26 protein-coding genes and 6 pseudogenes are annotated in these 26,201 nt (G+C 66.7%); 21 read left to right on the top strand and 11 right to left on the bottom strand.

Annotated features, from left to right (window positions below):
* Window positions 1-444 precede the first annotated feature (444 nt).
* A pseudogene (locus tag ABZ404_RS32320) lies at window positions 445-963 on the top strand (GNAT family protein); the annotation flags it as partial.
* A 57-nt stretch (window positions 964-1,020) separates the two neighbouring features.
* Window positions 1,021-1,194, top strand: a pseudogene (locus tag ABZ404_RS32315) (IS5/IS1182 family transposase); the annotation flags it as partial.
* Between the two features lie 79 nt (window positions 1,195-1,273).
* Here the strand turns inward: ABZ404_RS32315 and ABZ404_RS32310 are convergent.
* Window positions 1,274-1,690: an ASCH domain-containing protein gene (locus ABZ404_RS32310; RefSeq protein WP_358833902.1), complete on the bottom strand. Its 417-nt coding sequence runs from the start codon at window positions 1,688-1,690 to the stop codon at window positions 1,274-1,276.
* A gap of 309 nt (window positions 1,691-1,999) precedes the next feature.
* Between ABZ404_RS32310 and ABZ404_RS32305 the strand changes: the two are divergent.
* Window positions 2,000-2,503: pseudogene (locus tag ABZ404_RS32305) on the top strand (glycosyltransferase); the annotation flags it as partial.
* Between the two features lie 653 nt (window positions 2,504-3,156).
* Here the strand turns inward: ABZ404_RS32305 and ABZ404_RS32300 are convergent.
* The 3 genes and pseudogenes from ABZ404_RS32300 to ABZ404_RS32290 form a co-directional block, all read right to left on the bottom strand.
* On the bottom strand, window positions 3,157-3,342 hold the full coding sequence (locus ABZ404_RS32300; protein ID WP_358833903.1) for a hypothetical protein: 186 nt from the start codon (window positions 3,340-3,342) through the stop codon (window positions 3,157-3,159).
* Between the two features lie 409 nt (window positions 3,343-3,751).
* A pseudogene (locus ABZ404_RS32295) lies at window positions 3,752-4,203 on the bottom strand (RHS repeat-associated core domain-containing protein); the annotation flags it as partial.
* Window positions 4,204-4,703: 500 nt separating this feature from the next.
* Entirely contained in the window at window positions 4,704-5,087 is a 384-nt protein-coding gene (locus ABZ404_RS32290; RefSeq protein WP_358833904.1) for a hypothetical protein, read from the bottom strand.
* Between the two features lie 218 nt (window positions 5,088-5,305).
* Between ABZ404_RS32290 and ABZ404_RS32285 the strand changes: the two genes are divergently transcribed.
* The 3 genes from ABZ404_RS32285 to ABZ404_RS32275 all read left to right on the top strand — a co-directional run bounded on the left by ABZ404_RS32285 (window position 5,306) and on the right by ABZ404_RS32275 (window position 6,851).
* On the top strand, window positions 5,306-5,617 hold the full coding sequence (locus tag ABZ404_RS32285; protein ID WP_358833905.1) for a hypothetical protein: 312 nt from the start codon (window positions 5,306-5,308) through the stop codon (window positions 5,615-5,617).
* Between the two features lie 219 nt (window positions 5,618-5,836).
* On the top strand, window positions 5,837-6,037 hold the full coding sequence (locus tag ABZ404_RS32280) for a hypothetical protein (protein WP_358833906.1): 201 nt from the start codon (window positions 5,837-5,839) through the stop codon (window positions 6,035-6,037).
* Between the two features lie 376 nt (window positions 6,038-6,413).
* Window positions 6,414-6,851, top strand: a complete 438-nt coding sequence (locus ABZ404_RS32275) for an SUKH-3 domain-containing protein (protein ID WP_358833907.1) — start codon at window positions 6,414-6,416, stop codon at window positions 6,849-6,851.
* A gap of 843 nt (window positions 6,852-7,694) precedes the next feature.
* Here ABZ404_RS32275 and ABZ404_RS32270 read toward each other — a convergent pair.
* Window positions 7,695-8,423, bottom strand: coding sequence for an NUDIX domain-containing protein (locus tag ABZ404_RS32270; RefSeq protein ID WP_358833908.1), 729 nt, complete (start codon window positions 8,421-8,423; stop codon window positions 7,695-7,697).
* A gap of 84 nt (window positions 8,424-8,507) precedes the next feature.
* Between ABZ404_RS32270 and ABZ404_RS32265 the strand changes: the two genes are divergently transcribed.
* The 5 genes from ABZ404_RS32265 (at window position 8,508) to ABZ404_RS32245 (ending at window position 12,577) form a co-directional block, all read left to right on the top strand.
* Window positions 8,508-10,241: a hypothetical protein gene (locus ABZ404_RS32265; protein ID WP_358833909.1), complete on the top strand. Its 1,734-nt coding sequence runs from the start codon at window positions 8,508-8,510 to the stop codon at window positions 10,239-10,241.
* Entirely contained in the window at window positions 10,238-11,137 is a 900-nt protein-coding gene (locus tag ABZ404_RS32260; RefSeq protein ID WP_358833910.1) for a hypothetical protein, read from the top strand. The genes ABZ404_RS32265 and ABZ404_RS32260 overlap by 4 nt, the downstream gene beginning before the upstream one ends.
* Before the next feature lie 57 nt (window positions 11,138-11,194).
* Window positions 11,195-11,848 (top strand): hypothetical protein, encoded by a 654-nt coding sequence (locus ABZ404_RS32255; RefSeq protein WP_358833911.1) that lies wholly within the window; start codon window positions 11,195-11,197, stop codon window positions 11,846-11,848.
* Window positions 11,849-12,083: 235 nt separating this feature from the next.
* Complete coding sequence (locus ABZ404_RS32250) at window positions 12,084-12,239, top strand: hypothetical protein (RefSeq protein ID WP_358833912.1); 156 nt, start codon at window positions 12,084-12,086, stop codon at window positions 12,237-12,239.
* 128 nt (window positions 12,240-12,367) lie between these two features.
* Window positions 12,368-12,577: a hypothetical protein gene (locus ABZ404_RS32245; RefSeq protein WP_358833913.1), complete on the top strand. Its 210-nt coding sequence runs from the start codon at window positions 12,368-12,370 to the stop codon at window positions 12,575-12,577.
* A 313-nt stretch (window positions 12,578-12,890) separates the two neighbouring features.
* On the opposite strand, the gene ABZ404_RS32240 is transcribed toward ABZ404_RS32245, so the two are convergent.
* Window positions 12,891-13,484 carry a hypothetical protein gene (locus ABZ404_RS32240; protein ID WP_358833922.1) on the bottom strand — a complete coding sequence of 198 codons (594 nt, stop codon included), beginning with the start codon at window positions 13,482-13,484 and terminating at the stop codon, window positions 12,891-12,893.
* 580 nt (window positions 13,485-14,064) lie between these two features.
* Here ABZ404_RS32240 and ABZ404_RS32235 point away from each other — a divergent pair.
* Complete coding sequence (locus tag ABZ404_RS32235; protein ID WP_358833914.1) at window positions 14,065-14,406, top strand: helix-turn-helix transcriptional regulator; 342 nt, start codon at window positions 14,065-14,067, stop codon at window positions 14,404-14,406.
* Between the two features lie 490 nt (window positions 14,407-14,896).
* On the opposite strand, the gene ABZ404_RS32230 is transcribed toward ABZ404_RS32235, so the two are convergent.
* Together ABZ404_RS32230 and ABZ404_RS32225 are read right to left on the bottom strand one after the other, a co-directional pair.
* Window positions 14,897-16,066 carry a hypothetical protein gene (locus ABZ404_RS32230; RefSeq protein WP_358991168.1) on the bottom strand — a complete coding sequence of 390 codons (1,170 nt, stop codon included), beginning with the start codon at window positions 16,064-16,066 and terminating at the stop codon, window positions 14,897-14,899.
* 146 nt (window positions 16,067-16,212) lie between these two features.
* Window positions 16,213-16,452, bottom strand: coding sequence for a hypothetical protein (locus ABZ404_RS32225; protein ID WP_358833996.1), 240 nt, complete (start codon window positions 16,450-16,452; stop codon window positions 16,213-16,215).
* 205 nt (window positions 16,453-16,657) lie between these two features.
* Between ABZ404_RS32225 and ABZ404_RS32220 the strand changes: the two genes are divergently transcribed.
* Together ABZ404_RS32220 and ABZ404_RS32215 are read left to right on the top strand one after the other, a co-directional pair.
* On the top strand, window positions 16,658-17,689 hold the full coding sequence (locus tag ABZ404_RS32220; protein ID WP_358833997.1) for a hypothetical protein: 1,032 nt from the start codon (window positions 16,658-16,660) through the stop codon (window positions 17,687-17,689).
* A gap of 81 nt (window positions 17,690-17,770) precedes the next feature.
* Window positions 17,771-17,968, top strand: a pseudogene (locus tag ABZ404_RS32215) (hypothetical protein); the annotation flags it as partial.
* Between the two features lie 757 nt (window positions 17,969-18,725).
* On the opposite strand, the gene ABZ404_RS32210 reads toward ABZ404_RS32215, so the two are convergent.
* The gene (locus ABZ404_RS32210) at window positions 18,726-19,187 is read right to left on the bottom strand and encodes a DUF5959 family protein (protein WP_358833998.1); all 462 of its coding nucleotides are present in this window, start codon (window positions 19,185-19,187) and stop codon (window positions 18,726-18,728) included.
* 413 nt (window positions 19,188-19,600) lie between these two features.
* Between ABZ404_RS32210 and ABZ404_RS32205 the strand changes: the two genes are divergently transcribed.
* Together ABZ404_RS32205 and ABZ404_RS32200 are read left to right on the top strand one after the other, a co-directional pair.
* Window positions 19,601-20,377, top strand: a complete 777-nt coding sequence (locus ABZ404_RS32205; RefSeq protein WP_358833999.1) for an ankyrin repeat domain-containing protein — start codon at window positions 19,601-19,603, stop codon at window positions 20,375-20,377.
* A 232-nt stretch (window positions 20,378-20,609) separates the two neighbouring features.
* On the top strand, window positions 20,610-20,900 hold the full coding sequence (locus ABZ404_RS32200; protein ID WP_358834000.1) for a hypothetical protein: 291 nt from the start codon (window positions 20,610-20,612) through the stop codon (window positions 20,898-20,900).
* A 14-nt stretch (window positions 20,901-20,914) separates the two neighbouring features.
* Here ABZ404_RS32200 and ABZ404_RS32195 read toward each other — a convergent pair whose 3' ends face one another.
* Window positions 20,915-21,508, bottom strand: coding sequence for a hypothetical protein (locus ABZ404_RS32195; RefSeq protein WP_358834001.1), 594 nt, complete (start codon window positions 21,506-21,508; stop codon window positions 20,915-20,917).
* 696 nt (window positions 21,509-22,204) lie between these two features.
* On the opposite strand from ABZ404_RS32195, the gene ABZ404_RS32190 reads away from it, so the two are divergent.
* The 3 genes and pseudogenes from ABZ404_RS32190 to ABZ404_RS32180 all read left to right on the top strand — a co-directional run bounded on the left by ABZ404_RS32190 (window position 22,205) and on the right by ABZ404_RS32180 (window position 23,781).
* Entirely contained in the window at window positions 22,205-22,894 is a 690-nt protein-coding gene (locus ABZ404_RS32190) for an SMI1/KNR4 family protein (RefSeq protein WP_358834002.1), read from the top strand.
* A 34-nt stretch (window positions 22,895-22,928) separates the two neighbouring features.
* Window positions 22,929-23,341 (top strand): annotated as a pseudogene (locus tag ABZ404_RS32185) (transposase); the annotation flags it as partial.
* Window positions 23,342-23,487: 146 nt separating this feature from the next.
* Entirely contained in the window at window positions 23,488-23,781 is a 294-nt protein-coding gene (locus ABZ404_RS32180) for a hypothetical protein (protein ID WP_358834003.1), read from the top strand.
* A gap of 59 nt (window positions 23,782-23,840) precedes the next feature.
* Here the strand turns inward: ABZ404_RS32180 and ABZ404_RS32175 are convergent, their stop codons facing one another.
* Window positions 23,841-24,407, bottom strand: coding sequence for an RICIN domain-containing protein (locus ABZ404_RS32175; protein WP_358834004.1), 567 nt, complete (start codon window positions 24,405-24,407; stop codon window positions 23,841-23,843).
* A gap of 921 nt (window positions 24,408-25,328) precedes the next feature.
* On the opposite strand from ABZ404_RS32175, the gene ABZ404_RS32170 reads away from it, so the two are divergent.
* Complete coding sequence (locus ABZ404_RS32170) at window positions 25,329-25,715, top strand: hypothetical protein (RefSeq protein ID WP_358834005.1); 387 nt, start codon at window positions 25,329-25,331, stop codon at window positions 25,713-25,715.
* Window positions 25,716-25,793: 78 nt separating this feature from the next.
* A complete protein-coding gene (locus tag ABZ404_RS32165; RefSeq protein ID WP_358834021.1) occupies window positions 25,794-26,198 on the top strand; it encodes a hypothetical protein in 405 nt (134 codons plus the stop codon).
* Window positions 26,199-26,201: the final 3 nt, after the last annotated feature.

Below are 26,201 nucleotides of genomic sequence, written 5' to 3'. Positions count from 1 at the left end.
CACATCCCGCGAGGCAGAGGCGAACACCAGCAGGTCCACGTCGTACGGCGTGAGCCCGGCCCGCTCCAGCGCGCTGCGGGCCGCCCGCACCGCGAGCGTCGAGGCGTACTCGCCCTCCCCGGCCGCACGGCGTGAGGCGATGCCGGTGACCCGTTCGAACATCCGCGGCGGCAGGGAAAGCCCGCAAGCCACAGCGATCCGCTCCTGCAACTGCCGGGACGCTACTTCCCGCTCCGGCAGACAGGAAGCCACCGCGGTGATACCCACCCGGCGGCGCGACGGCCCGGGAGCAGTGTGGTCTATGTGCATGAGCTGGACGCTACGAGCCCATCAGGACGGCCCGCCTGAGTGCCGGTACTCAACTTCCATGAGTGATCGACTCGGCCACCCGTGGGTACACTCCGAGCTCCCCGAGCTCGGGTGCAGCCGCGTATCATCCGACGGATGTCTTCCACCTCTTACCTTGTGCAAGGGCAACGCGTGGCTATCCGCCATGTTTGTCGCGAGGACTTCGAGGAGCTCGCAGTACTGGGCCGTAAGAGTGCTGAGATGTTGCAGCGCTGGTTATCGGCCCGAGAGGACACCCTTGAAGCCTTCGAGGCTTACCTCACACGGTTCGAACAGCCCACTCACGAGGGCTTCGTCATCTGCTTGCGGGACACCGGTGCGATCGTTGGCGGCATCAACATCAACGACATCGTCCGGGGCACAATCCAGAGCGGAACCCTGGGCTATACGGCCTACGCCTCCACGACCGGCCACGGCTACATGACTGAAGGCCTGGGACTCGTCATACAGCTCGCCTTCGGCAAGTTGGAGTTGCACCGGCTGGAAGCGAACATCCAGCCGGACAACACACCGTCGTTGAACCTGGTCAAGCGTCTCGGCTTCAAGCGGGAGGGCTACTCGGCCAACTTCCAGTTCATCAATGGAGCATGGAGAGATCACGAACGCTGGGCCATCACCCTCGAAATGGCCCGAGCGGAGCCCGCCCATGTCCGCAACCGCAAGAAGCTCGACTCCCGAGGCGGCCGACCGCCCAAGTTCGACAAGGCCGACTACAAAGAGCGCCACGCGGTGGAGTGCGGGATCAACCGGCTGAAGCGCCACCGAGCCGTGGCCACGAGATATGACAAACTTGCCGTCCGCTATGAGGCAACAGTGCTGGTCGCAGCCATCAACGAGTGGCTATGACCAATAGCCGTCCCGCCGCCTATCAAGCTTGCCCAGCTGATCCTTCCGGACTCTCGTCGTGTCGGATGCCGGGCACCGATCACACGGGCTTGACCACTCGGAAGCGTTCGGCGACGACGAGAGTGTCATCGGTAGTGTCGGGGGTGCGACCCAGGAACTCGCTCACGCCATCGCTCTGGAAGAACTCTTCGTGGGCTGCTCGCCACTGTGCAACGTCGGAGTAGCCGCGCCCCTCGGCTCGCGCGAAGTCATCGTCGATTTCCTTCATGGGAACGACCCGCACGTCGACGAGTTCGATCGTGACGGCCGGACGACCCTCGGAATCGAGCACTGAGAACCGCTGGCCGCTCTGCGGCACTGCCTCTCCGGCGTGCTCATAGATCTCCAGGAGGCCTGTGAGCGCGGTCTTCTGACCGCTCAGGATCGCCGCCACGCCACGGTCACGTTCTGGTCCGGGAAAAGCGAGTTCAAGAGTCGGAAGATCGTCATGTCCCATCGGGAGATGGTACGAACCCGGGTCGCGTTGATCAAGGGCCGCTTGTCCCGACACCCACAGCAAGCACTTTCGCAACACGCCCTAGCCGTACGCAGTCCCCGACGCGATGCCTTCTAGGAGCCCGGCCTGGCCGATGGCGCATAGCCCGGGGGAACTGCCTTCAATCGGCATGTTCAGCGGATGTTTGAGATTGCGCCACGAGTTCAACCTGCTGAGCTCTTCTGCGGTTCCTTGGGCGCTACGCTGAGCTGGGCCACAAGCGTCGAGACCTCTTTGTGCCCCTCGAAAGCAGCGAGCGCTCTCGTGGAGATGGGCGTGGCAGGCCAAGTGAATGAAGGACAGGTCCAGGTGAGCAGGGAAGCGCCCAAGCGCAGGGTCGACGTCGTTGTGCTCACCATGAACGTTCGTGATGACGAAATCCGCACGGCGATGGTTTCGGTCCTGACGCAGCAGGGCGTAGACCTGCGGGTCGTGATCGTCGGGAACGGCGTGGAACCCGACTATGTACCTGACAGCGTGCAAAGTGTCTCTCTTGAGACAAATACCGGCATTCCGGAGGGCCGCAACGTCGGAGCGGAGGCTCTGGCTGCTCATGGCGCCGAGTTCGTGCTGTTCTTCGACAACGATGCAGTCCTGCCGGACCCGCACACCGTCACCCGGCTGCTTGCCGAGTTCGACCGGCACCCGCAGGCCGCATACGTCCAGCCCCGTATCGCCGACCCCGCCACCGACCAGACGCTGGGACGGTGGGTTCCCTGGCTGCGGTCCGGCGACGCCTGGCGCTCGGGGATCGTCACCGTCATGGCCGAGGGAACCTGCCACAGCCCCGGCTCCCCAAGACGCACGTCGGCTCGTGTTCAGCCGACGTCATGGAGCGTGAGCTGTTCATGAAGTCTTGGTCCTGCCAGCAATAATAGGGAGCAGCCCTACTATGGCAGCAATTATGGGGGCTGCCATGATGGCGCTAGGCTGAGCATCGGCGACGAGCGCGATCCCTACAGATATGCTCACTAAGGCGAAGAATAGCATTACGTAACCCAGGTTCCGCGCAATTTTGCGCTTCCGTGGCCCATTTGTTGTTACTTCCTTTTCCCGCCCCAGCCGTACCATCGCCCAATCATGATCATGATAATCACGACAGACAGCGACCCCAGGAATACAGGAATCTCCCAGCCGTCGGGGATATACGATCCCCTTCCCGCCAGCTGCTGCATCTCTCTTCCTGCCTCTCTTGAGGGCCGGGATGGGCAGCAATCCACCCGTCCCGGCCAGTTCAGATTCTCTTATGACCAGGCGTCCGTGGTCGTGTCTTCTGCGAACTTACCTGCCGCGTCTCCGCCTATGGCACACGGAGCCGCAGCCGCTGAGCCTATTGCTCCGCCACGCCAAACGTATGCGTTCCGTCGGCCGCGACACCGCTCGCCAGGCCCTAGCCGACGGCCCTGCTCGTCCTATATAAGCCCTGGTCATTTCATAGGTCGACGCCTTGGGTCGCGAACCATCAGGAAAGTCAGTGTTGCAGCAGATAGGAGGCCCGTGCTCCCAAGAACGATGGGGATCGCCTCTTTCGTCCGACCGCCGTTAATCACGGCAAAGATTGATACGCCAAATACAATGACGGCGAATGCTTTGAGGTTGACCTTGTCTTTCATTCCGACCTTCCTGGATTTACGGACATACACCCATCATGGGATGGGAGCGCGTGGTCACACGGTCTTTATGATGGATGTTGTGTGACCACGTAAAATCCTCCCCTGCGGTGGCGCTTCGAGCACCACCGCAGGGAAAGCGATGCAGGTACTCTCCAGTTAGGGCCCCGGAGCGCTTCGTGCGGGGTTCTGTCCGTAGGTGAGCAGGCCTGTGTTGTAGTAACCGACTACTCCGCCTACAGCGCAGCCGCCGACGCTTGCGGCACCGGTTCCCCAGGGCCCGAACGTGCTGGCAGCTGTCGTGACTCCACTTTCCGACGCGGCACCAATACCGCCTATGCAACCAGTGGCGGCCCCCCCAGATATCGTTAGCGGAGTCGAGGAAATCACCGACCTTCGAAAGAAAGGAAAGGCCCCGCGGGTCGATGCGGTTGACGGGTCGCCATCGGCGTAGAGGCAGGGGTTCTTCTCCTGGCCGGAGGGGTCGGGCTGCGTGAAGCGGCCCAGGGTCGGGTCGTAGTAGCGGGCGCCTAGGTGGTAGAGGCCGGTGGGGTCCTTGTAGCCGGCGGCGAAGCGGTAGGGCTGCGCCGTCTTTCCGTGCGGTCGGCGCCGCCGGGGGCAGGTGTAGCTGGTGACCTTCGTGCCCGTGTCGTCGGTGAGTGCGATGACGGAGCCGAGCGCGTCGGTGAGGGAATACAGCGAACTGGCCCCGGTCGTCATGGAGTTAAGGGTGCCCTGGGGTTGGCGGTTGAATCCCGTGTCCACGCCGCCGGTGCTGGTGCCGGCCAGGCCCAGGGGTCCGTTGTGGAAGTAGGTGTCGCCCAGGCGGATGCGCTCGCTCTGGTCGGTGGACCTCGGTCTACCCCGGAGCTCAGACGGCTCGAGAATATCGAGAGGTCACCGTGCAATGGGCTCGTCCCACCAACACCAACGAGGGATCAACACGAGGGTGTTGACGCTCGATGGCCCCGGACGCCGCCGCTCTAGCACAAGGCGTCGCAGCCGGATCTACCAAAGGCATCCGTCCGGAACCGGCGCACGCCAACACCTCGGCGATGGGGGCACGAAGGCGTCGGGCGCCGCCTTGCTAGCCGAAGGCCTCTAGAGCACGACGCCTACCAGACATCCGCCCTGCGTCCACGCGACCACCACCACCCACGAGCACCCGGACCGCCTGCCGCTCTGATGCAAGGCGTCGATCGCCATGCAGCGTTCAGGCATCACGGTGCGGTACTCGAACAGCACGAAGGAACTGAGGGTCTCCACTCGGTGCCGCTACAAGGGAATCAGGCAACGTTTGCCTTGTCGACGACGGCCTTCCCGGCCCGGTCCGCCGCGCAGGGAAGCGCCCACGCGGCAGACGGTCACGAGGTAAACATTGTCAGCGCGCGGGTCAGTGCGGCGTCGTATTGATCCGCGTCGAAGTGAAGAGTCGGAGGGCGCGCCTTGTTAACGGGCACCTGCCAGTCGGACCACTCCACAATCCCGCCGTGACGCTGCACGAACACGGACAGGTAGCCACAGCATCCACCCGTGCACTCGGGCTCGCCCAGCTCTACACGTCGACCCTCACCGGTTGCCCAGAGGGAATCCGGGCCATCGGCCGGCAATGCCTCATCGGCAAACGGGCCGCGGCCTCCCTCTCCGGTCGCGGCTGCCAGCACTTCCTCGCCATCGATCCGCAAAGACAGCTGGGCAGCCCATCGGGGGCCTGGCGGCAACACGCTGATCTCGAGCCAATTGAACACCCGAGCACCCTACGGCAGTACTCGCCACCACAGTTCCGCTCCCATGGCCACAGGATGTGGCCCTCTGGCCACCGTCAGTCGACCCCAGAGGAGGCGAACGTTGCCTGACGAGGCACTAGTTCGGGTGACGCGCCCACGATCAGTTCATCGTGGCGTGTGATGATCGGGTCGCGTGGGCCAGCGCGGTCTGCGTCCGTAGAGACAAGGAGGGGCCGGGGGTGACCACTGGGGGAACAGCGCGGCTGCTGCTGAGTAACGGCGGTGAGGCGGCGTTGGAGCTGACTGTGGAGCCCTGGGCGGATACGCATCAGATTCTCCCGAACCAGACGTGGGTCATGGTCACCCACTCGCCTGCGTTGGATGGTTCCTGGTCCGGGACTCTGCGCGTGGACGAGCCATTCCAGGTCGACCATCGGCCCGAGTCGGTCACGGTGTGGGTCAATGGTGACTGCTTCCACCTCTGCGATGCGGAGGGGAAGACGGTCGACTCGGCCGACTGGAATTGCCCTGCCCAGGGTTCTTCCTCCTGACTTGGCGTCTTCAGGAGCCCCGTCAGTACGGCCTGGATGCGGGAGTCGTCGTTTATAAGGCCGCAGAAGTCCGTTGAGCTGGTCGAACTCCTCGTCGTCCACCACCGCAGACTTCAGCCGGGACAGGGCAGCGGTACCCGTGCGCCTGTCGCTGAGAATCACGTCGCCAGTTCCACGGTGCTGGATGCTGATCGCCTACGACGGCCCTAGGGTAGGTTGATGACCAAGCAGGCAGACGGAGCGGGGCCGTTGAGCGATCAGGAGTTCGAGCAGTTTCGTGACCTGCTGCGCCGCTACCTGGCACACGAACTGGACCAGTGGGAGCTGTTGCGGAGCGACACCCCGTACGGGACGGCCTACCTCCACATGACACGCGCACTGCCGCCCGGCACCACCGAGGAAATGTACCGTCCCATCTGACACATCACGTCCCTTCGGCCTCTCCCGCTCTGGGGCCGGCCGGCCCTGTATAAATCCCAGGTCGCACTGTGGGCCGCCCCGCTCCTTCAGGTAGTGGCCGACCGGCGGGCCCCGCGGCTTTGCTGCTTCTGGGACGCCGGGAGCCCGCGGGGGGACGCGTCGGCGGTAGGGACATCGGACAGCCCATTCCTGCATGCCCGGTAGTGGCGCCCTTTCGACTGGAGCCGACCCCCGCTACGATCCCGGCACGCAGAGCGAGGCGGGGGAGTCGCCCGGTGGGCAAGTACGGTGGCAAGCCTGATCCGTCGGAGAGTGACGGGCACAAGCCCGGAGTTCGGGAGGCTGTCCGTGAGGACCGCCGGCCCGGGACTAAGCAGTGCCCGGCGAGCCGTTCGAGCTGGACCCCGAGCTGGCCTGGGGGGAGGAGGGTCGGTTCCTCGAATGGAGCGATGTGCTCGGCCGAGAGCTCTTCCCTCTCGGCGAGGTCGGTGGCAGCCGATTCTTTCTCGGTATCGGCGAGAACAGTGAGATCTACCTGGTTGAGACGTGGGTCGCCAGCTTCGGAGTCATGCCGCACGCCCTGGAGAATCTGATCCTCGGTGTGGTGCTCCGCCAGATCGACGACGGACACGGGCGTCCTGACCGGGCGCCCTGCCGGTTCGCGCGAGGCCCTGACGGGTTGCCGCCCCGGTCCCTGCCATGGCCCAGGCGCGGCCTTAGCGACGCGCATGCCGGGGGAGGGGACCGGAACTTGACTGCGAGCTCCCAGATCGCCGCGCTGGAGCACGAGCCAGCTACCCGCCCAAGACTTTGAAGGCGTCCAAGAAGCCCGTCCCCCTTCCCGCCCGACACCACCATCGCACCCAAGCCAGCTCTCCACGGCGCCCGGGCGGGTGTGACGCGGCGAACCGCCGCTGCGTCACTGGCCGCTGGAATCCGCCCCATGGACCGCCACCACCGCGCAGCGCCGCATCGTCCACCAGCTCTGGGGATGGGCCTACCGCCCAGACCCGGCCGCGGTAGAGCACGTGGTAACCGCCCTCGTTGCGCCAGCGGTGGCGGATGCGGGGCAGCGGGGCAGCGTGCACCTGGCGGACGAACAGGGTCAGGCCTGCACCCTTGTTCTCAGTCACCAGCACACCCCAGCTACGCCCACCGAGCAGTTCCCGAAAGCCGTCGCCGACCCCCCCTTGGTCGCTACATGCGGCGCTGACCACACCCGCCGACACGCCTACGAGCCGTCATTGACCTGACTGCGCCTGTGAAGCGCCCAGGCCGCAAACTCCCCTGAGGGCGCGCACAGTTGAGGGCCGGTGTCCGCTTCCCCTGCGAGATGTTGGTGCGGTACTGTCCATGGCCGTCTCATGCCCGCGGGGGGCAGTTCGGTTTTCCCCGTCTGTGGCCGTTGGGTGCTCCCCGCCGACGGTGGGTGAGCGGAGGCTGCCGGTCCCTGCCGGGCTGGGTCCTCGCGCCTGCGCTCCGGTCGCGCGCGCCCATATCGAGTCGCCCGGTGGTGAAGACCGCCGTCGCCCAGGCGTAGGTGTTGCTGGCCGGTGCGCTGCACAGGCGTACAGGCCAGCGCCCTGCACGTCCAGCCGCTGAGGGCTCCGTACGTCACCCGCATCCGCAGCTGGCCGTGGGCGAGCGTGGAGCGGTCTCAGTCTCGTTGGCAGGATGGTGCGGCGCGTAGCAGGGGCGGATTGAGTACCCATGCCTGTCCGCGGCGGTAGAGGGCGGCTGGACGGCCGGTGGGAGGCAGCCACTGGTCACCCGTCGGCTGCACGAATCCTGGGGTGTTGAGGATTCTGCGGCGGAAGTTGCTGGGGTCCAGTTGCTGGCCCCAGATGACCTGGTACACCGTGCGCAGGTCGGTGAGGGTGAATGTCTCGCCACAGAAGGCGGTGGCCGCTGCGGTGTACTCGATCTTCCGGCGGACCTCTTCCAGGGCTTCGGTCAGGATTGCCTGATGGTCGAACGCCAAGGCGAGCGTGCCGTCTTCCACGTGTGCCGCGGGTGCCCAGAATGCGCGTGCGGCGTCGGTTCCGCCGACGGGGATCGGCAGGTCGGGACCGAGTGCGAGGTAGGCGACCGTCACTACTCTGCCTCGTGGGTCGCGTCCTGGGTCGGCGTAGGCGCCGAGCTGCTCCAGGTGCAGTCGGCTGCCGTCGATGCCGGCCTCTTCCGCCAGCTCGCGCAGGGCGCCCTCGTGCAGGGTCTCGTTCTTTTGTACGTAGCCTCCGGGCATCGCGGGCATGCCCTGGAAGGGGTCCAGGCCGCGCTCGATCAGGAGCACCATCAGCTGGTCGTCTCTCAGGGTGAAGATCGCGAGGTCTACGGTCAGCCAGGAGGGTCCGACCTCGTCCGAGTCTTTCAGCCAGTCGTCCACCGTACCCCTAAAGGTCTCATTGACTTAAACTCCGCCGACACTTATGGTCGCATCAACCATAACTGTAGGAGCCGGGGGTAGGACATGACCACGTCCGACGCGCCACCTGCACAGGAGACAACGCCCGAACTCACGGCCGCCACACGTCATCTGTGTACCGGCGTGTATGTGGACGAACGCTTTCGCGACCTGGTGATCGACGAAGTCTGCACCGCGCCGCACCGCAGGGTCGCTCCGTCCTACGGTTTCGACATCGTCCCGGTCATGCATCACGCATGGCGGGCCGCTGCGCTCAGGGCCTTCCCCCGTGTCACGGTCCTCGCCGCGATAGCCGGTCCCCTGCTCACCGGGAGCACTCCCGTGGCCGTCCTCATCGCCAGTGGTTTCGGCCTGCTCTTGCTGCTGCGTCTGGCGGTAGTGCTGCGAGGCGTCGACAGCCAGTCGATGGCGGGCAGCAGGTCCCGGCGTCGCGTTCCGGACCCCCTACGGGCTCACCGTTTTCTCCTCAAATTCCTCCTCCCGCGTTTGACCACGCCCAAAGCGCGCGTAGTCAAACGGGTCACCGCGGCCGCGATATGGCTGGTCCTGACCATCCTGACCACCAGCTTCCTGTATCCCCGCCAGGCACTGGCGGCACTCTGGCTGGCTGGGGCGCTCACGCTGGTCTACCTGGCCGTCGGAGCCGCGCGCCAGCTGATCCTCAACCGCATACTGCGCACCCCTGTCCTGCGCCCCTCCCGCCTGTCCGGCCGCCAGCGGGCAGCCGACCGCCAGCAGCATCACATGTGCGCCGTGTACCGCCGCTCCCGGCATGCCGACGACGAGGACGATGACCTGACCATGTTCACGCTCTTCGGGGATGAATCACCGTTCATCGGAGCCGGCGAACTCGTCTACCAGTGGAACCCGCCGATGAGCATCCAGCTGCTGCGGGCAGAATCCGACGACGAGCCACTGCACGAGCGTGAGCACGCGGTGCCGCCCTTCAGGGCGCACGAACTCGTCGAATACTTAAGCGAAGCAGTGCTGCCGCTGAACGCCGACAGCCACGACGTCCGGCTGCCCGCCGAGGTCCGCGACCGTGTCTACGTCGCTGAGACCGATGTCGCCGCCGATCGGTCGCTGCTTCCCCATCACTTCACGCGCAGTGAACTGCGCTCCATCATCGACACGCCGGAATCGAAGCAGCACCACTTCCTCGAGATCATCACGCCCGCCGACGGTTCCGAATTCGTTGCGACCGTCCTGCTGCACGTCAGCCTGCAGGGACGCACGCTGTCTCTGTCGACGGCAGCATGCGTACTCGCCCACACGCCGCGCTCATTCCAGCGCGCCGAAGAGTTCGGCCATCACGGCACTGCGGCCGTCATCTGGTCAGCCCTAAACGAACTGAGCGCGCTGCCTGCCGACATCCAGCACTCATGGCGAGTCCTGCGGTACCTCTACACCCTGGCCAAGGCCGCCATCCTGCCCCGCGACCTCACCACGACTCCCATCCGCAACGTCCTGATTGGCAGCCGCGTGAGCATACGGCAAGAATCGTCCCAGACCTGGACCAAGGTCCAACTGGAAAAGAGCGACATCCTCGGACGTCTGAAAACCATAGAGCAGCGCCTTCTCAGCGCGGCCAGCGACTTCCTGCAGAGCCGGGACGTCGACACATCCGTGTTCAACGACCGCGCCCTCAAGATCATCAACAGCGGAATCTTCAACTTCGGCGACAACAACAGCTTCACCAACAATGCCGTGGGAGACGCAGCTCAGGTCAGCGTCCCCGCGAACCAGCCCGCACCGGCCGACAACGGAGCAGCCACATGACCACCAACAAAGGCCTTATCAACCGCGGCAACAACAACACCTACAACACCATCGCCATCGGAGAGAAGGCCCACGCCTCCACGACCAGCGCTCTGCCCTCCGCCGAGCCCGCCCTCGAGACAGACAACCCGTACGACCTCGGGATCGTCACCATCCTCAGTGAGGAACTCCGCTCCGTCAGCGACGCGTTAACACTCCACCGCCACAAGACACCCAGCGGCCTCTACTTCTACCAGGGCGAACGCACCGTCTCCGACGCCACGTTGCGCATCGTGGCCATACAGACCCAAAGCCAGGGCCAACGTTCCACCATGGCCGCCCTGGAACACCTGCGCCGCCACTACAACCCCCGACTGTGGGCCCTCGTCGGCATCGCTGGAGGCATCCACGACGACCACGCCCGCATCGGCAACGTCATCGTCTCCACCGACGTCGTCTACTACGAAAACCGCAAGATCAATCCGCAGGGAGACATCCGCCGCCGCGGAGAACACCGGCAGGCGCCGGCGCACATCGTCCACGCCGTGAACGCCTACTTCACCGACCACGGCACCCCGGCACACATCAACGGCCAGATAACCGCACACGCCGACGAGCATTACGCGGTCTACCCCGGAGTCATCGGATCAGGCGAGGCCGTCATCGCCGACCGGACCAGCGACATCCGCACCTACCTCACCACCTACCACGAAAAGGTCCTCGCCGTGGACATGGAAGCCGGCGGCCTCAGCCAGTACTGGCAGGAGAACTCCGTCCACGGCACAACCAACCCCGGCTGGATCGTCATCCGCGGCATATCCGACAACGCAGACCAACACAAGGGCCACAGTCACCACGAACTCGCGAGCCGCAACGCCGCCCACGTCCTCAGCCGCCTGCTCCCTTACCTCTGCTGACCCAGACCCAACCACCGACACCACTACAAGGAGCACTCCCACGACCGGAGCCTTATCATGAATGCCTTCCTGCTCGGCATCCTCAGCTCCCTGGCCACCAGCACCCTCCTCCTCACCCTCAGCCTCCTGCGCGCCGCACGCCCCCTGTGGTGGCTCACCGCCGCCTGTTCCTGGTTCACCGGCACAGGCCTTCATCGCGTCTACCGACGCCAGGCCTCCGCAGAACACGCCATGAGCCAGGACCTCCTCCACGCCCAGTGGATCAAAGTCATGGCAGGACGCGGCAACATCCTCACCCGCGAAGCCTTCGCCCCCCTGTGGTCCGGCACAACCTCACCGGCGTCCGTCCAGATCCTGCTCCCTGACCCCGACACCCCACACGATTCCTGGCTCGACCGCCGCTCCCACCATGTCGCCCACTTCGACCCAGGCTTCACCCCTGACCTCCTCAGAAGCCAGGTCCGGACCAACATCGACTACCTCACCCAAGCCGCGCACACGCAACCCGGCATCCGGCTGCGCCGCTACAACCTCCCCCACACATGCCGCGTCATCGCCACCGACAAGGCTGCCTACCTCACCTTCTACAGCGACAACGCCCACGGCAGGAACTCGCCCTGCCTGTATGCACGGGCACCAGGCCTCCTCTACACCATCGCCCTCCAGCAATTCGACACCACATGGGCAAACAGCACCGAAGCACGTGTGTAGATAGGACCGTCCGATGTCAATTACGCAGCCCGGTAAAGGGCTTGGCACCGTGCCGGATTTCTGCCTGCGCGCCTTCTTGCGGGTGGTGTGTGACAGCGGGCGGACAGGCTTGTTTGATCCCGGCGGGATCCGGCTCCCGGCGCACCATGAACACACTCAGCCTGACGCACCGCCTCGTCGAGGCCACCGGCACGAAAGGGCCCGAGGCCTTGAGGTGGATCGAGAAGGCTCGCCCATGGCTCTGAAGCAGTACACCCATGCCGACGCAACAGACGTCCGCAGCCTGCTCCTCGATCTGCACGACGAGGTGTACGCGGCCGACCCGGACTCGCTCCACTCGCGTGAGCGCTTCGCGTACTTCGTGGACCTGTGGGCGGCGCGCGCGGACTGACTGTGTGTCTCAGGGTGGGAAGACGGGGGCCCGTCGGGTACGCCTACGGCTCACGCTTCAAGCCAGGTGGCTGGTGGAAGGGGGCGGGCGGGCGGCCCCAGGGGGTACGCGGCCCGATTCTCGCCCTGTTGGAGCTGATGGTTCTGCCCGTCTGGCAGGGCACCGTCCGGGCCCGGCAGATCCACGACGCACTCATCCGGTCGGTCGACGTGGACTTCGTGCCGCTCCTCGTGGACACCACCCATCCCAAGGTGCAGGCCCTGTACGAGTCATGGGGTTATGCGAAACGGGACGAAGCAAGCCGTCCGAGGACTCCCCGGTGTACGCGGTCATGGTAGGGACCGCGTGCAGGGCGCGTCCCGAGATGCAGGCCTCTGTGAGCTCGCCGGGGAGATCCGGTCAGCCGGCGTCGCCGTCACCCTCGTCGATGCTGCGAGACACGACGAGCAGACGACCTGACCACTCAAGATCATCACGTGGCCCTTCAATGCACTGATCCGCCTTCGGTGACGCAGCGGTGACCCAGACGGGCGCAGGCCGCGCCAGCTGCCGTGCCGCATACCGCGTTGGCTGGTGTCGACGTACTCCTGCGAGTGGCTCCACCAAGTGCGGAGATACGTGCACCAGCAGGGGGGCTGTGGGGCAGTCGCGTCATCGTGTGGGCATGGCGGTGGCAGGAGGGTGAACCTCCAGGATGACAGCGGTGCCGGCGACGGTTCGGTCCTCGTGCATGGTGATCTGCTGGCCAGCCTGGACGTGCGTCCAGTGGGCGGGAGTGAGAGGCACGAGGCGAACCGTGGCTCGTCCGTCGGGCTCCAGAATGGGCATGTTCTCAATCCAGAGGAAGGCGATGCTGACTGAACGTCCACCGGTGGGAGAGAGGTATCCGATGTCCCACATCGGTCGCAGAACACCGGAGTGGATTGGCGTCGTGCGTCGCGCCTCGGCGGGAGCACGGAGCGTCAGATCCGCCCGGATCACGCCGTTGCGGATCTCGGAGCACCGCCAATGGCACCAGGCCGCGCTCCGCTCCATCCGGAGCTGCTCAGCCGCTTCGGCGAGCTTCTCCCAGAACGTCAGAGGGAGCGCGCGAGTGTCCCCGAGTTCCTCCAGCAGGCTCAGGGCGATCTCCCACTCGTCGTGGACGAGGTAGTCCCAGATGTCTCGCACCGTGATGTCGTTCTCGGTGGCGGTCTCTTCCGGAACCAGCAGGGAAGCTGATTCGAGCAGCTCAGGGACGTCCATACCCCTCATTGTCGACCAGATGAACGATGAGGCTGCACCTTCCTGGTCGTATTCGATGGCGGCGCGCCGGTCCTTGAGCAGATAGCGGGTGGGGTTGGCCGGTCTGATGGCCAGCGCCGAGCTCAGGCCGCGGACGCCCACGCGCCGTTCCTGTGTCGAGCCCGGCGAAGCGTGCACCGGGCTCGCCGCAGTCATCTCCAGGTTTCCCTCGACTCCGCCCGGGCCAGCGGGGGGATCAAGGCCCGCGTGAGGATCCTGGCTTCCCCGTCGCCCGTTCACCCGGCGGACCAGGCCGGGTGCGCGGGGTGCCTCGTCTCCGGCCTCATGACGTCCACGAGGACTCGGCCGCTGTGCCTGGCCCGTCTCAGCAGCACTGCCCGGCTCGGCTGGCTCAATGGCGGACTCGCCGGTGGGCATGACTGTCTTCACTGGGGGCGCTGGCCGCAGGGAGGCGACTGCTGATTCCTCTGCTCCGGAAAGGATCCCCTTTACCCGGCTTCCTCCCCATGGCGGTACAAAAAAGTACCACCACGATGTGGAGGACCGACAGGAGGCATGGACGACAATGGAGCTCCCGCAGATGACCGACCAGACAACGGCGATGGAGCAAGACATGGCGCGCGAGATCATCCCGCGCGATCACCTGGCTTCCGGGACCTGGCCGACCGGACCGCTGACCGCCGACGTCCCACCCGGCGCCCGCCTCGGACACGCGACCTCGGGGGCTCTCGCCACAGCCATGCAGGAGCAGGGCGTCAGCAGCCGGGAACTCGCGCGCCGCGCCGGGCTCACCCACCCGACGGTGGTCCGTGTCCTGGAGGGGCAGCGCCTTCCGTCCACGCATACGCTTTTGCTGCTGGAGACGGCGCTGGGCACTCCGTTGTGGCCCGCTACCCTCTACCGGGACAGCCCCGGCAACTGACCTGCCCCGGCCCCCAAGCCCCCTCACCCGTACAGCAGAGCAGACCAACAGCGGGCCCCGGCCGCGGGAACCTGCCACGAGCGGACGCACCCACGGCAGCGGTCCTGCGCTGCGTCTTGGCGCGCAGCCTGAACGGGCAGGGCCGCCACGACGAGGCATCGGCCGAGGCCCGGCACCTCACCTCGCCGGACAGCGCCGGCATCGAAGCGGTGGACATCCATGCAGCCGAAGCCCTGCACAGCTTGGGCCGCCGCGCCGAAGCGAAAGCCACCGCCCGCCAAGCGCTCACCACCTGCGAACGGTCCCTCCACTTCGCCCACCCCCGCGCCCAGGACGCTCGCAGACTGCTCACCCGGATCACGACCGAAGACCCAGAAGGATCACCTGCCTCCTCGGACCAGCGGCCTTACGCGCCATCCAGTCGGGCAGTGCGGTCATGGCTCCGCCGTCGGCGCGTTGGGTCCGGAAGGCGGCGCGCGGCGGGGCTGTCCTACTCGGCCGGCAGACGGAGCATCGGTTCGAAGGCCGCGTCCTCCTCGCCCTCGACCGACGGGAGGAAGCCGTCCGGGACGGTGCGGGCGGCCGTGGTGAGGAGGCGGGCCAGGACCTCGGGCTCGGTGGCCGGGGGGAGGCGGAGGGCGGCGAGGAAGCGGTCGCGGACCTCGGGGTGGTCCGGGTTGTCCTCAAGGTAGTCGGCGTTGAGCGCGGGGGGACGGAAGCCGGCCAGCGCGTCGTGCCAGGAGGGGAGGACGATGGCCAGGGTCAGGGCTTCGGCGAGGGACTCCGCGATGAGGGAGGCCTGGCCCTCGGAGTCGGTGTAGAGGACGGGGCGGACGCGGTCGGAGCCGGCCGGGCCGCAGAGGTAGTGGGTGCCTCCCGCGTTGCAGCCGGCCACGGGCTCCACCGGGAGACCGGTCGGCAGGGCGATCGACTCGATGGGGTCGGTCCGCGTGAGGTCGAACTCGCCGTCGCAGGCAAGGTACGCCTCGACCTCGGGGTCGGCGGCGATCCGGCGGAGCAGGGCCTCGTCGGAGAGGGCGGCCGGGTTGAGGCCGCGGGCGGCTTCGGGGGTCAGGGGGTGGCCTGCGAGGACGTGGCGGACGGTGTCGAGGGGGACGGGCCGCCCGTAGTCCTCCTCGAAGTGCGCCTGGACGGCCTCGGGGGAGCGGTCGGTGAGGAGGCGGAAGAGGTGCCCGGAGCCGTCCGGGTCCGGGCTGCCTGAGGGGAACTCGATGCCCGAACCGGTGCGCCAGGCGCTGCCGCCGGCCTCCCACCACAGGCAGGCGGTGACCCGCGGGGCGCCGAGGCCCTCGTCGATGAAGGCCGGATCGTCCAGGAGCGGGCGCAGCGCGGCGGGCACCTCGTCGATGACACCGGGCCAGACCTGTTCGTCGTCCGTGCCGTACGGGCTCATCTCCGACTCGTGGTCGAAGCCGCGGACGAGCACACCGGCCGGGGTGAAGAGGACGGAGAAGTCGTCACCCGAGCCGTTGTCCATCAGGGCCGCCTCCGTCCCAGGCCCCCAGGTGGTGGAGAAGGAGTAGCGGGAGAACCGCGGGTCGCGGCAGATCGCCTGGTCCAGCACGGCCAGCGCGCGCAGGTGCGCGCGGAGCTCGGCGGGGTCCGGGAGGAGGGCGGCGGTCGTGTGCACGGTGTCCATGGGCTCATGTAAGCAGCCGGCACTGACATCCAGGGCGGCGGTTCGGTCACATCCGCTCTCTCACTCAGGGAACGAAAAGCCCAGCTCGCGCAGGCGGGGCAAGCTCACTGCGAGGCATTGCTCCACAGACGCGGCATCGGTTCGCATCAGGATGTCCTCGCGCAACGGCGCTCCTCCCAGACCTGGTCGTCGTGCCATGGCGCATCGACGACAGGCCGTCCGCTCGGTAAGCGGATCGTCGTCAGCTCCTCGATGCCCGTCACGACTACCGGCGTCATCGGATCGTCATACACCGTCCCAAGGTGAGCACCGGACGTGAAAGCCGCCTCCACGTACCAGGTGGCCTCAGGCCCGGCTGCCAGTCGCGCGTCCCTGACCCACTCCATGTCTCACTCCCTCCTCGCCACCCGGCCGGGCGGTCAACCAAAAGTTACGCGGGCCCGCTGACCTCGGCACTTCTTGCATCGTCGCAATCCGTGATGGTTCCCAAAGATCCGCGCCAGAACCGACTTTCGACGGCAGCACTGACAGTGCGAGTTGCTGCCGGGGTGCTCGGCGGCCGGGGTCGCCGGGTGTCTAAGGTCGCATTCCATGACGAGGACCACGCCCCCACGCCCGCTTGACGTCGAGGTGCTTTTCCCGGAACTGGCTGCTTGCCGGGGTACGACGACGCGGCTCCACCCGCGGCCGGGCAGCCCTCAGATGTCGGCCAGCTCGGTGGGTGGCCCGATGCTGTGGCCGGCGGACGAGCCGTGGCCGGTATGCGGTGAGGCCCACGGCCGCGGGCGGGGTCGGCGCCCGGCCGACATCCACCGCTACCGGCGGATCCTGACTGCCGCATGGGCCCGGGAACGGAACCCGGGTCCCACGGAGGAGGAACGAGAGCTCCTGGCCGAGCTGCGCCTGGAGCACCGGCTCCCCGAGGCGTCGGAGACGGATCCGCTGCCGATGATCGGCCTGGCGCAGCTGTACCGGCGGGATGTCCCGGACCTGCCGGCGAAGCCGGACAACTGCGATCTGCTCCAGGTGTTCTGGTGCCCATTCAACGCACACGGCCCGAGCCGATACGACCTGGAGCTGCACCTGCGCTGGCGGCGGTCGTGGGAAGTCGGGGAAGTGTTGTCCGCACCCCCGCAGCCGCCGGTCGTCGGGTCCGACGGGTTCGTGCCCGAGCCCTGCGTACTGCACCCGGAGCAGGTGGTCAGCTACCCATTCGCCGGCCTCCTGCCCGAGGAACTGTGCGCCCGGCTCGACGCCTGGGAGGAAGCCCAGGAACAGGATGCCGATCAGTTGGCCAACGAGAACGCTGTCGATCCGGTCAGCTACCAGTACGACCTGTCCATCCCGCCCGGCTGGCGCGTGGGCGGCTTCGCCTCCTGGCACAAGACCGACCCGTACCCCATGGACTGTCGGACCTGCAGGACACCGATGCACCTCCTGCTGACCATCGACAGCTCAGAATGGGACGGCGGCAGCGGCAGCTGGAAGCCGCTAGAGGACCGAGACCTGCTCACCCATCGGTACGCCACCCCCACCGGCGTCACCGTGGGCCGATTCGGCGAACTCAACGTCTTCGCCTGCCCCACCGATCCCGACCACCCGCACCACTGGAGCAGCCAATAGGCCATCAGATCTGCCTCGGCGACCCCCTCGACAAGCACTAGGGTGTGTATCGGAAGCGGATCATGCGCATAGGGGGTCGGCATGTCGCTGAGCCACATAGCCCTCTCGTCCGGTCGCTCGATCGAACTCACTGAGCTGCGGTTGGCTACGACCTACGGTGGGATGCTGGAGGGCTATCCGTGCCAGCGCATCAACGACATGAAAGTCAGCGGCCTCCTGCGACAGGCCGCGCATGCGTTCTCCTTCGCGCCAGTTCATCTCGTTCCGCCCTCCCGCGAATCGTCACCGCCGCCCACCTGTTCCTGACCGAACAACGGACCAGCCCAGAAGCCCCTGCCACGGCCTGACCCTCTACCAGGCCCTGGACCTCCTCCAACACCTCATCGCCACCTGGACCGGCACCTAGCCCCACCTGCCGACAACCCACCTGGCAGCCCTACGACACCACCTAACAAAGCACTACTAGCGGTCACGCAACTCTCGAATACCGCATACGCCGAAGTGGGCGGAGACCCTCGCATAGCGTCTGCGGCGGTCACCACGCCCGCGGGGAACCGGCCACTGCCGCAGCCTGCTTGCGGGCAACTGCGGTCCGCCTCCCCGGACCATCGGGTTGGCCTCGGCGAGCACCACGAGCCGAACGGCCAGACTGGGCGCAAGGCAGTCGCCCTACCCCAGCGAGTCAGCATGTCGCGGCGAATGCGGCCGGGGCAGTGAGCGTGGCTGCGGGGTTGCGTCGAGCCGTTGTCAGTGGTGCGGACTATGGTCGTTGCGCGCGGTCGGTGTCCGGGGCATCCAGCTCTGTAGTTCACCGTCCTCCCTGGTCTGTCAGGGGGTGGCCCTGGTCCAGAGCCACGGCCTAACCGACGTCCAGGCACCGCCGAGGGGTGGGGGAAGCCCGCCAGCGCCGACCGCGCCTCGGCACAGCCGCGCGCACGGTCCGGCCCGGCAAACGGCCACACCCGGCCCCGCTCGATCCGGTTTCCTGAACGGTGCCGCAGCGATGCCTGGCCCACCGCGCGGCGCGCTGAATGGTTCAGCCCGGTCGGAACTGTCCGTGACGGGGCGATGCGACGCCGACCCACTCCGTCGACGGCAGCTGACGGACACGCTCCAGGCGCTCGCGCTGCTCTTGGACCCAGCCGTCCGGTAGGTCCACGGGGACGGCCATGGCCGTACCGGAACCCTGGACGTCCTCGACGGTGATCAGGGGAACCGAGAACTCGGTGTTGAACTCGACGTTGATTTCGAGATTACGCATGTCGGTCATCCAGCAGACGCTCCGGCCGACGGCAAGGTCGTCCAGGGCTTTCGCCCAGTCGTCAAGATCCCTGGGCGCCAGGCAGAGGCTGAGCCGACCGTTGCAGAACGTACTCGTGATGACGACCTCGGCGTCGATGCCGCTCGGATCACACGGGCCGAGCACTCTAATCACGACACTGTTTTCATGATCGGCAAGGTGGACCAGCTCCACCGCTGCGTCCGCGGCCACGTGCACGGCGCCAGACTCGACCTGTTCTCCACCGCAGGATGGAGAGTCAGAACCGCCCGGATCGCACCCTTGCGGACCTCGGAGCAGCGTCAATGGTAGGGGGCCGAGTTCCGCTCACACGCCTGGACCTGCCGGAGCGCAGCCCCCAGTGGAACCGGGATTTGGGCGCGGGGTGTTGTCCGAGCGGTGTGCGAGTGTAGGGGTGGAGTCGTTCGGTGTAGTGCGGGAGGGGTGCTACGGCGGTGCAAGGTGACGGCTGGAGCGGGATGGGATGGGACTGGACGGATCACGACACCGTCTGGTGGCGTCTTGAGCAGGGAGCCGATCCGGAGGCTTGGAGAGCCGGTCGGCCTCTCCACTGGGCCGCCGTGCACGGTTAGGCACAAGTGGTCGCGGAGTTGGCCCGGCGGGTCGCGGACGTGGACGCGCTGGAGATGGGGGTGACGGCGCTGTGGGAGGCGGTCATGTCCAGGAGGCCTGACAACGCGCTGGCCCTCGCCGCTGCCGGGGCGGACCCGTGGCGTGAGTTGATAGGGGGCTGGTCGCCGGGCCGGCTGAGTCTGGCCGGCCCGACGCCGGCCCTGTTCGCGCTGCCAGCCGGTGAGCGCGGCCTGAGTGAAGCCGAGCGCACCACTGCCGCGGAGGGTGCCCGGCTTGTGGGCGCACTGGGGACCTTCCACTATGAAGGCACGGGGCTGGCATGTGTGGCCGGGATCGACGCGGCCGAAGCAGTGAACCGTCTGCAGGCCATACCAGCGGACCGTAATCTGGTCGAGGAACTGCTGGAAGGCCGGTACGCGTACGACATGGATGAGACCCGGCAGATCATCGGCCTCACGACCGTGCCGGGCGGCTGCGTGGTCACCCAACCCTGGGGCTACACGCCGAGCACTCCGGGCGTGCTGACCCGGCTCTCCGAAGCCACCCTCTGCTACGGCGTGTTCGCCAACCCCAAGAGCGGCAACCAGGGCAGCATCGCCCGCAACGGCGCCATCGAAGGCCGGGGCCTGCACCCCGGCGGCGCCCCCGACCAGAGCAGCACCGCAGAAGAAGTCCTGGCCGCGTACCTCTACCAGCACCACGCCGTGGCCTACGCCTGTGCCTTCGCAGGACTGCGCCTCACCGATACACGTCCGGTCACCGGACCGTGCGACCTATGGGCTCAGTTGCCCCGGTGCGACTGCTGGAACCAGTGATACAGGTGAGACCGGGTCGCCCCTGATGTGGAAGCAGCCGAGGGATGCGCGGACAACGACCCTGCCGAAGCATGGTGGCCGGAGCATCAGTAGAAGGCGACTTCCGGCGCGTCAACTCCGCCGGCTTGGAGCGGAGGACTGGTACCGGGCTCACCGAACACGATGGCGTTGATCACCCACTCGAGCATTACGCAGTCGTAGGCATCTTCCCTGCTTGGGGCCACTCGTCTGTATGCCGAGACTGACCGGCTCGTGCACGGCAGGCGGTGAGGCGTCGAGCTGGCGATCGTCGATCATGGTCGTGCGGTGGGGAACACGCCGCCTGCTGCCGCCAAAACCCACCGGCGACGCCGCGTTCGGCGAACGAGTGCTGTGGACGATGCGCAAAAACACCGTGGCCATGGCCGGGATACCGGCGAAGACCAGCGCCGCGTGCGACGGCTGCAGTTCAAGCCTTTGGCCTGGTCACCTCGCATGGACAGCCCGAGGCACGTTGGCCACGATCCAGGCTTTGACCGGCTGAGCAGTGTCCTCAGGTCAGTCCTCGGACGAGGGTTCTGCTGCACCGGGAGATCCCAACGCCTCCAGCAGGTTGAAGAAGACTTCCTCCGAGAAGTCTTCCTTCGAGCGCAGTACCTCTTCGATTCGCGCTTGGACTGGCACTGCAACGCCCGCGGATGCAGCCCAGGCGATGGCGCTCGCTGCGACGCCCGGTACCTCTGCGTCGAGTTCCGCGCGTATGTGCCGTGCTGCCTCGGCGAACTCGGGGCTGCCCCACCACACGCTGCTGTCGTCCATGTCTTCGGGATCCTCGACCTTGAGAGCGGCGGCAATGTCCAGGTGGAGCCAGGCCTCCCACTGGCGGCCGTCTGTTCCGAGGCCGGTCACGTGGGCCATGTCGCTGTCGTAAATCCACGCGGTGCAGGCCGGTGCGCCAGTGCATTCCACCAGGGCGGGCAGTTTGTCCTCGCCCCAGCTGTCGGTGTCAAGCCGAAGCGTCTGCCATCCGCCGGGCCGTGGCCACAATGTGTGCACTTCAGCCTTTTGATCCTGGCCCATACCGTTGAATACCGGCGCTTCCAGCAGCGATCGCTCGCTGCGTGCGAAGATGAAGTGGCCCCAGAAACCCATGATCCCCTGCTTTCGGAAAGTTGTCCGCATGCTAGGGCTGGGCACTGACAGCGACCCTGCCGACCAGGGCCTTCGGACCGTTCCGGCCCTGCCGCGAGGGACGTCCGGGCCTGGCTCTGCGATCTCGGCTCACGGCTGGCGCGGTGCCGGCCCGGACCCGGGTCGGTGCGAGTGCGGCGGGCGCCCGGGGCAGGGTTCGGAGGGTCTGATTTCCTCCCTTTCGTGAGCCGGGCATCCAAGATGCCGGACGTGCCCAGTTTCCGGTCGAGCTGCTGATTGTGGAGGTCGGAGACGGCAGCAGCCGAGTTTCTTCGATGTTGGCGGAGTAGAAAGAGCGCCGGCCGCAGGCGCCGGGACACGTCTGGCGAGCAGCCATCGCCTTGGTGAGCGCGGCCTCCTTCGCGAGCGTCATCGTGAACTTCGGCTTCGCGAGGTCGATCCGGTACAGCCAGGCCCACCGCCTTCCTGCCGCGGCATTCGATCCGGGCGACGGGCTCCTGGCCGCCGGGGCGCAATGCGCGCGAGTTCCGGGAATCCTGTGCGTGCGGACGCCGGAACCCGCTCACTGTCGCGCCGAACTGTCCCTCCGAGGCGTAGGTTCGGCGCGCAAGTCGACAGTCTCGGCGGGCGTTGACTCGCTTCAGGACACGACGACCCTCCGGTGGGCGTGTCAGTGGCGGCGCATATGGTCGCTGCATGGTTGATCAGGATTGGGCCGGGGTGAGGAAGCGGATCGTGGAGCTGAGCGCGCTCCCGGCGAGCCAGAAAGTGTTCGGGGCACTCGGTCATCGGTGGACGCTCGAGGATCCGCTTGGCGAGGACGAGATCGTCGAGTTGGAAGGCCAGATAGGCGTGCGGCTTCCTTCGGAGTACCGGAGCTTCCTCGCGATGGTCGCCGCCGGGGGCGCGGGGCCGTCCTACGGCGTCTTTCCCGTGCGACGCATTCAGGGCCGCTGGCGCTGGGAGGGCGACGGTGCCGACCTGGCCGATCTGTCTAAGCTCGCCGAACCGTTCCCCGACAAGGGCCCGGACCCAGAGGTCCTCGAACGGCTGTTGGCCGAGCGTCCCGAAGAGGAGGACTGCGGGGAATACAAGGACTTCGACACCGCCATCGAGGCGTGGGAAGAACGATGGGAAGCCGTCATGTTCGCCCCTGAGCGCACCGCCGGCGCCATCGTGATCTGCCACCACGGCTGTGCTCAGCGCGACTGGCTGGTCCTCAGCGGCTCCCATCGCGGCACTATGTGGTCCGATCCCCGAGCAGACGACGCGGATCTTGAGCCCCTCGTCGACGCGGAGGGCAAGCCCGTCACCTTCAGCAGTTGGTTCACCGAATGGCTGGACAAGGCCGAGCACGATGTCCGGCAGTCCTCCGTAGGCTCCTGAGTCACGCATTCGGGCCCCTGCGCTGATGGTCAACAAGCCGGTATGGCTGTGGTGGTCGGGCACCGGCGCCACTGAAGCGGACGCCGACCGCTGCGGGCAGTCTTTCCTCCGCCGCTTCGACATCGAGCACACCTTCCGCCTGTTCAAGCAGACACTCGGGTGGACCAAGCCCAGGCTTCGTAGCTCGGAAGCGGCCGACAGGTGGACGTGGCTGGTGATCGCCGCCTATGCCCGGCTCCGCCTCGCCTGCCCGCTGGCCACCGACCTTCGTCGGCCCTGGGAGACGCCGACCCGCCGAACAGACTCACGCCCGCCCGCGTCCGCAGAGGGTTGAGGAACCTGCGCACGAAGACCGGCTCCCCGGCTGGTGCACCGAAACCTTCCCGTCCGGGTCCGGGCCGGCCACCGGGCTCGAAGAACCAGCGCCCGGCACCCCGGCACGACGTCGGGCGGGTCCTCGCCAGCGGTAGGCATACGCCCGACCGCCCACCACAAGGTCGGCACCAAACCCCGTCGTGGCAACTGAACTTCCGCCCGCGTGAATCACCAGGAAGGCGACGAGGTTGGATAGGTCCGTGGTGGGACGAGAGCGTGTGCAGAAGAGACGGCCTTCCTTCGGCATGCCGAAAAGCATCGCCCTGCTGGCGACGCCGGAAGGCTGGCGCTACAGCGTCCTGACAGAGGAAGGCGGGATGCTTTGCGGGCGTCTCGCCGACGTGCCGGCCAACACCGACCCGGCCGAGGCACGGGCCGCCGTGGCCGCCCTGGCGGTGAGACTCGCACACGACTTCCACGAAGCTGACGTCAACGTGACCTGGGATCCGCCTCGGGAACCCGACTCATGGACAGCCCAGGCCACCGCTGCCACGACCGCGCCGAACGCTTGAAAGTTGAACGACAAGCCTGGGCCCTCGCCCCCAAGGCGAGGGCCCAGCGTCGTGGCCGTTCAGTCGATGAACGCGAAGCGGCTGTTGCCGGCTGTGCTGCACGGCCACTGGATGAGGTCAGCGCCGTTGCCCTGGCTGGCGCCTTCAACATTCAGGCACTTCCCGCTGTTCTTGTTCTGGAGCTGGTACGTGCCGTCCGAGAACACCTTCAGGTACCACAGCCCGTTCGCCTGCTCGTTGCACGGCCACTGGACGACCTTGGCCCCGTTGGCGGTGCTCCCGCCCTTGACGTTCATGCACTTCTGGCTGTGGTAGTTCTTGACCTGGACTGTGCCGTCGCTGGCCCCGTAGAACCCCCACCAAAGGTTTCCCTGCGAAGCACATGACCACTGATCGAGCTGTACGCCGTTCCCAGTGTTCCAACCCGGCAGGTCGGCGCACTTCCCGGAGTGCACGAACTTCATGTAGCCCCAACCGTCGCCGGCCTGAGGTGATAACTGCTGCCCCACAAGCTGGCGTTCCACAGGACTGTCTTGGGCCGCGGCAGCACCAGCGGGCAACACTGCCACGGCCAGTCCGGCAAGAACCGCTGATGCGGCGATGCCGGCCCTCTGAAGACTCAGCATGTTCTTCTCCGTTTCCGGTCCGTTCGCACCGGCCCTCCCGGTGCGAATTCCACGGACGGGACCCTACGGAGCCCTGACTCAGCACAAATCAACCCAGGGGTGGCAAATGCAGTAAACTCGCGTAGTAGCTGCCGTAAACTTTCACAGTAGTGAGCACACATCCAGCAAGGCCCGCGCCGTGCACAAGCGGATAGAGCTCGTCCCGGCCGAGCCCCTACGGCGACACTTCCATTGGACGCCCCGACGACCGGTGAGGCCGCCTGGCACTGCGCAGTACTCCGCCGGCCGACACGCGTCCCTATCGGCTCACCGCCCCGCACAGCGTGCTGGGTGGTGCCTTCGTCTACGACGCGTCGCTGACGAGTCCTGTCCCGGCGTCAGCCGTGGACGACTGCACCGCTCTCGGCATCTCCAGCCCCACGCCTGTCCGCATCGCCTATAAAACGAGCAGTTCCGCCTCGCGGCAGACAGTCCATTTCACCGGCGCCTGGGTTTCGATCAGTGCCCCGGAGTTGGCGTTTTGCGAGCGATGTGGGACGTCGGCAGTCGGACTTCAGACAATGGGCCGGTCCTCAACATCGCCCGGCTCCGGGTGGAGTTCACGCCCTTGCTGGAGCCCGGTGGGCGGACCTCGGTGCGCCTCGCACCTCTCGGCCCTTCGCAGTGGCGTCACCTTCGGCCCGGCCAAGTGATCACCATGCGCGAGGACCGATCCGTGGCCGGAACGGCGATCGTCCTGGAGGTTCAGCGTCCCACAGGCACGCCCGCCGCATAGAAGCGAGCGCCTCTTGGGGCTGGATTGCCCCGAATATGCAGGTGAGGGCGATCCGGGTTGCGCGGGAGGTTCGAGGGATGGAGCCTGTCAGTCCGCCGGTGTGCCCTCTCCACGGGGCTGGTAGCGATCCGTCATCACTCGTGGGCGTGCGCCTGGCGCAGGTCATGTCGTCGCAGCTCGCCCCGACCGACGAGGTGAATGAGCCGATCGACATCTGGCTCATTGACGACGCGGACGCCTCCACTTGGATCACCGCCGGCTCGAACTGGTGCTTGATCGTGGAGGCGTCAAGCCCGGGCGCGGGATACGACCTCGGAGCCCAGGGACGGGTCGTGGTGGCCCCTGACCGTGAAACCCCGTTCCAGCGCCACCTCGGTGAACGGGTTCTCTCGGTCCAGGAGCGATGGGAGCCGAGGACGGGACGGATCGGCCTCTTGATCGAGTTCGAGTCCGGCGGCGTCGTTTGCGATACCTGGGCTGGCGACCTGCGCCTGCTTCGGCGCGCCGACAAGGGATCGAAGGCACATCTGTAGCACTGCGGCTTGGGCTGACTGATGCCGTGACACCGGAGTTCCGCGGGGAGATCCCCATTGCAGGACTGCCTCTTGCCCGTGGAAGCGGGGAGGTCGAGGCTTGTCGACAATCGGAAGGCCTGGCGGCGGAATCCCGAGGAGACGAATCTGATCGATGTGAGCGAGCGCGAGTATTTCGCCGCATTCGCCAAGCGGATCGACACGTTCATCGGTCGCACGTCCCTGACCGTTGCGGCGGCCTTCATAGTGGGTTACGGCCAGGCGCCGAGCCGGCATAGTGGGCCCGGCCTGGACGGTTGGCTGATAGTGAACTGGGAGGTCAGCAGTAACCCCGTCTGGGGCAGATCCCGGCAGATCGCCCTCCCAGGCTGGGAAGGCGGCTGGGACCTCACAACGGAGCAGGAACAGCACGTCCTCAAAGTGCTCTTCGAACTGCTCGACAAGTCCCTCGCCGAACGGGCATACCGTGTTTCGGGGCCTTGATGG

This window comes from Streptomyces sp. NPDC005878, assembly GCF_040629815.1.
GTDB lineage: Bacteria > Actinomycetota > Actinomycetes > Streptomycetales > Streptomycetaceae > Streptomyces.
The sequence above is the reverse complement of the archived record's forward strand: the minus strand, read 5'-3'. Positions and strand labels throughout refer to the sequence as shown.

Coding starts and splice junctions, on each gene's coding strand:
- ABZ404_RS32230 (WP_358991168.1), bottom strand. CDS start 16,066: ATGGACACCGTGCACACGACCGCCGCCCTCCTCCCGGACCCCGCCGAG.
- ABZ404_RS32260 (WP_358833910.1), top strand. CDS start 10,238: ATGACCACCAACAAAGGCCTTATCAACCGCGGCAACAACAACACCTAC.
- ABZ404_RS32225 (WP_358833996.1), bottom strand. CDS start 16,452: ATGGAGTGGGTCAGGGACGCGCGACTGGCAGCCGGGCCTGAGGCCACC.
- ABZ404_RS32200 (WP_358834000.1), top strand. CDS start 20,610: ATGCCGAGACTGACCGGCTCGTGCACGGCAGGCGGTGAGGCGTCGAGC.
- ABZ404_RS32175 (WP_358834004.1), bottom strand. CDS start 24,407: ATGCTGAGTCTTCAGAGGGCCGGCATCGCCGCATCAGCGGTTCTTGCC.
- ABZ404_RS32220 (WP_358833997.1), top strand. CDS start 16,658: ATGACGAGGACCACGCCCCCACGCCCGCTTGACGTCGAGGTGCTTTTC.
- ABZ404_RS32195 (WP_358834001.1), bottom strand. CDS start 21,508: ATGGGTTTCTGGGGCCACTTCATCTTCGCACGCAGCGAGCGATCGCTG.
- ABZ404_RS32240 (WP_358833922.1), bottom strand. CDS start 13,484: ATGGACGTCCCTGAGCTGCTCGAATCAGCTTCCCTGCTGGTTCCGGAA.
- ABZ404_RS32190 (WP_358834002.1), top strand. CDS start 22,205: ATGGTTGATCAGGATTGGGCCGGGGTGAGGAAGCGGATCGTGGAGCTG.
- ABZ404_RS32300 (WP_358833903.1), bottom strand. CDS start 3,342: ATGAAAGACAAGGTCAACCTCAAAGCATTCGCCGTCATTGTATTTGGC.
- ABZ404_RS32255 (WP_358833911.1), top strand. CDS start 11,195: ATGAATGCCTTCCTGCTCGGCATCCTCAGCTCCCTGGCCACCAGCACC.
- ABZ404_RS32250 (WP_358833912.1), top strand. CDS start 12,084: ATGGCTCTGAAGCAGTACACCCATGCCGACGCAACAGACGTCCGCAGC.
- ABZ404_RS32265 (WP_358833909.1), top strand. CDS start 8,508: ATGACCACGTCCGACGCGCCACCTGCACAGGAGACAACGCCCGAACTC.
- ABZ404_RS32310 (WP_358833902.1), bottom strand. CDS start 1,690: ATGGGACATGACGATCTTCCGACTCTTGAACTCGCTTTTCCCGGACCA.
- ABZ404_RS32280 (WP_358833906.1), top strand. CDS start 5,837: ATGACCAAGCAGGCAGACGGAGCGGGGCCGTTGAGCGATCAGGAGTTC.
- ABZ404_RS32235 (WP_358833914.1), top strand. CDS start 14,065: ATGACCGACCAGACAACGGCGATGGAGCAAGACATGGCGCGCGAGATC.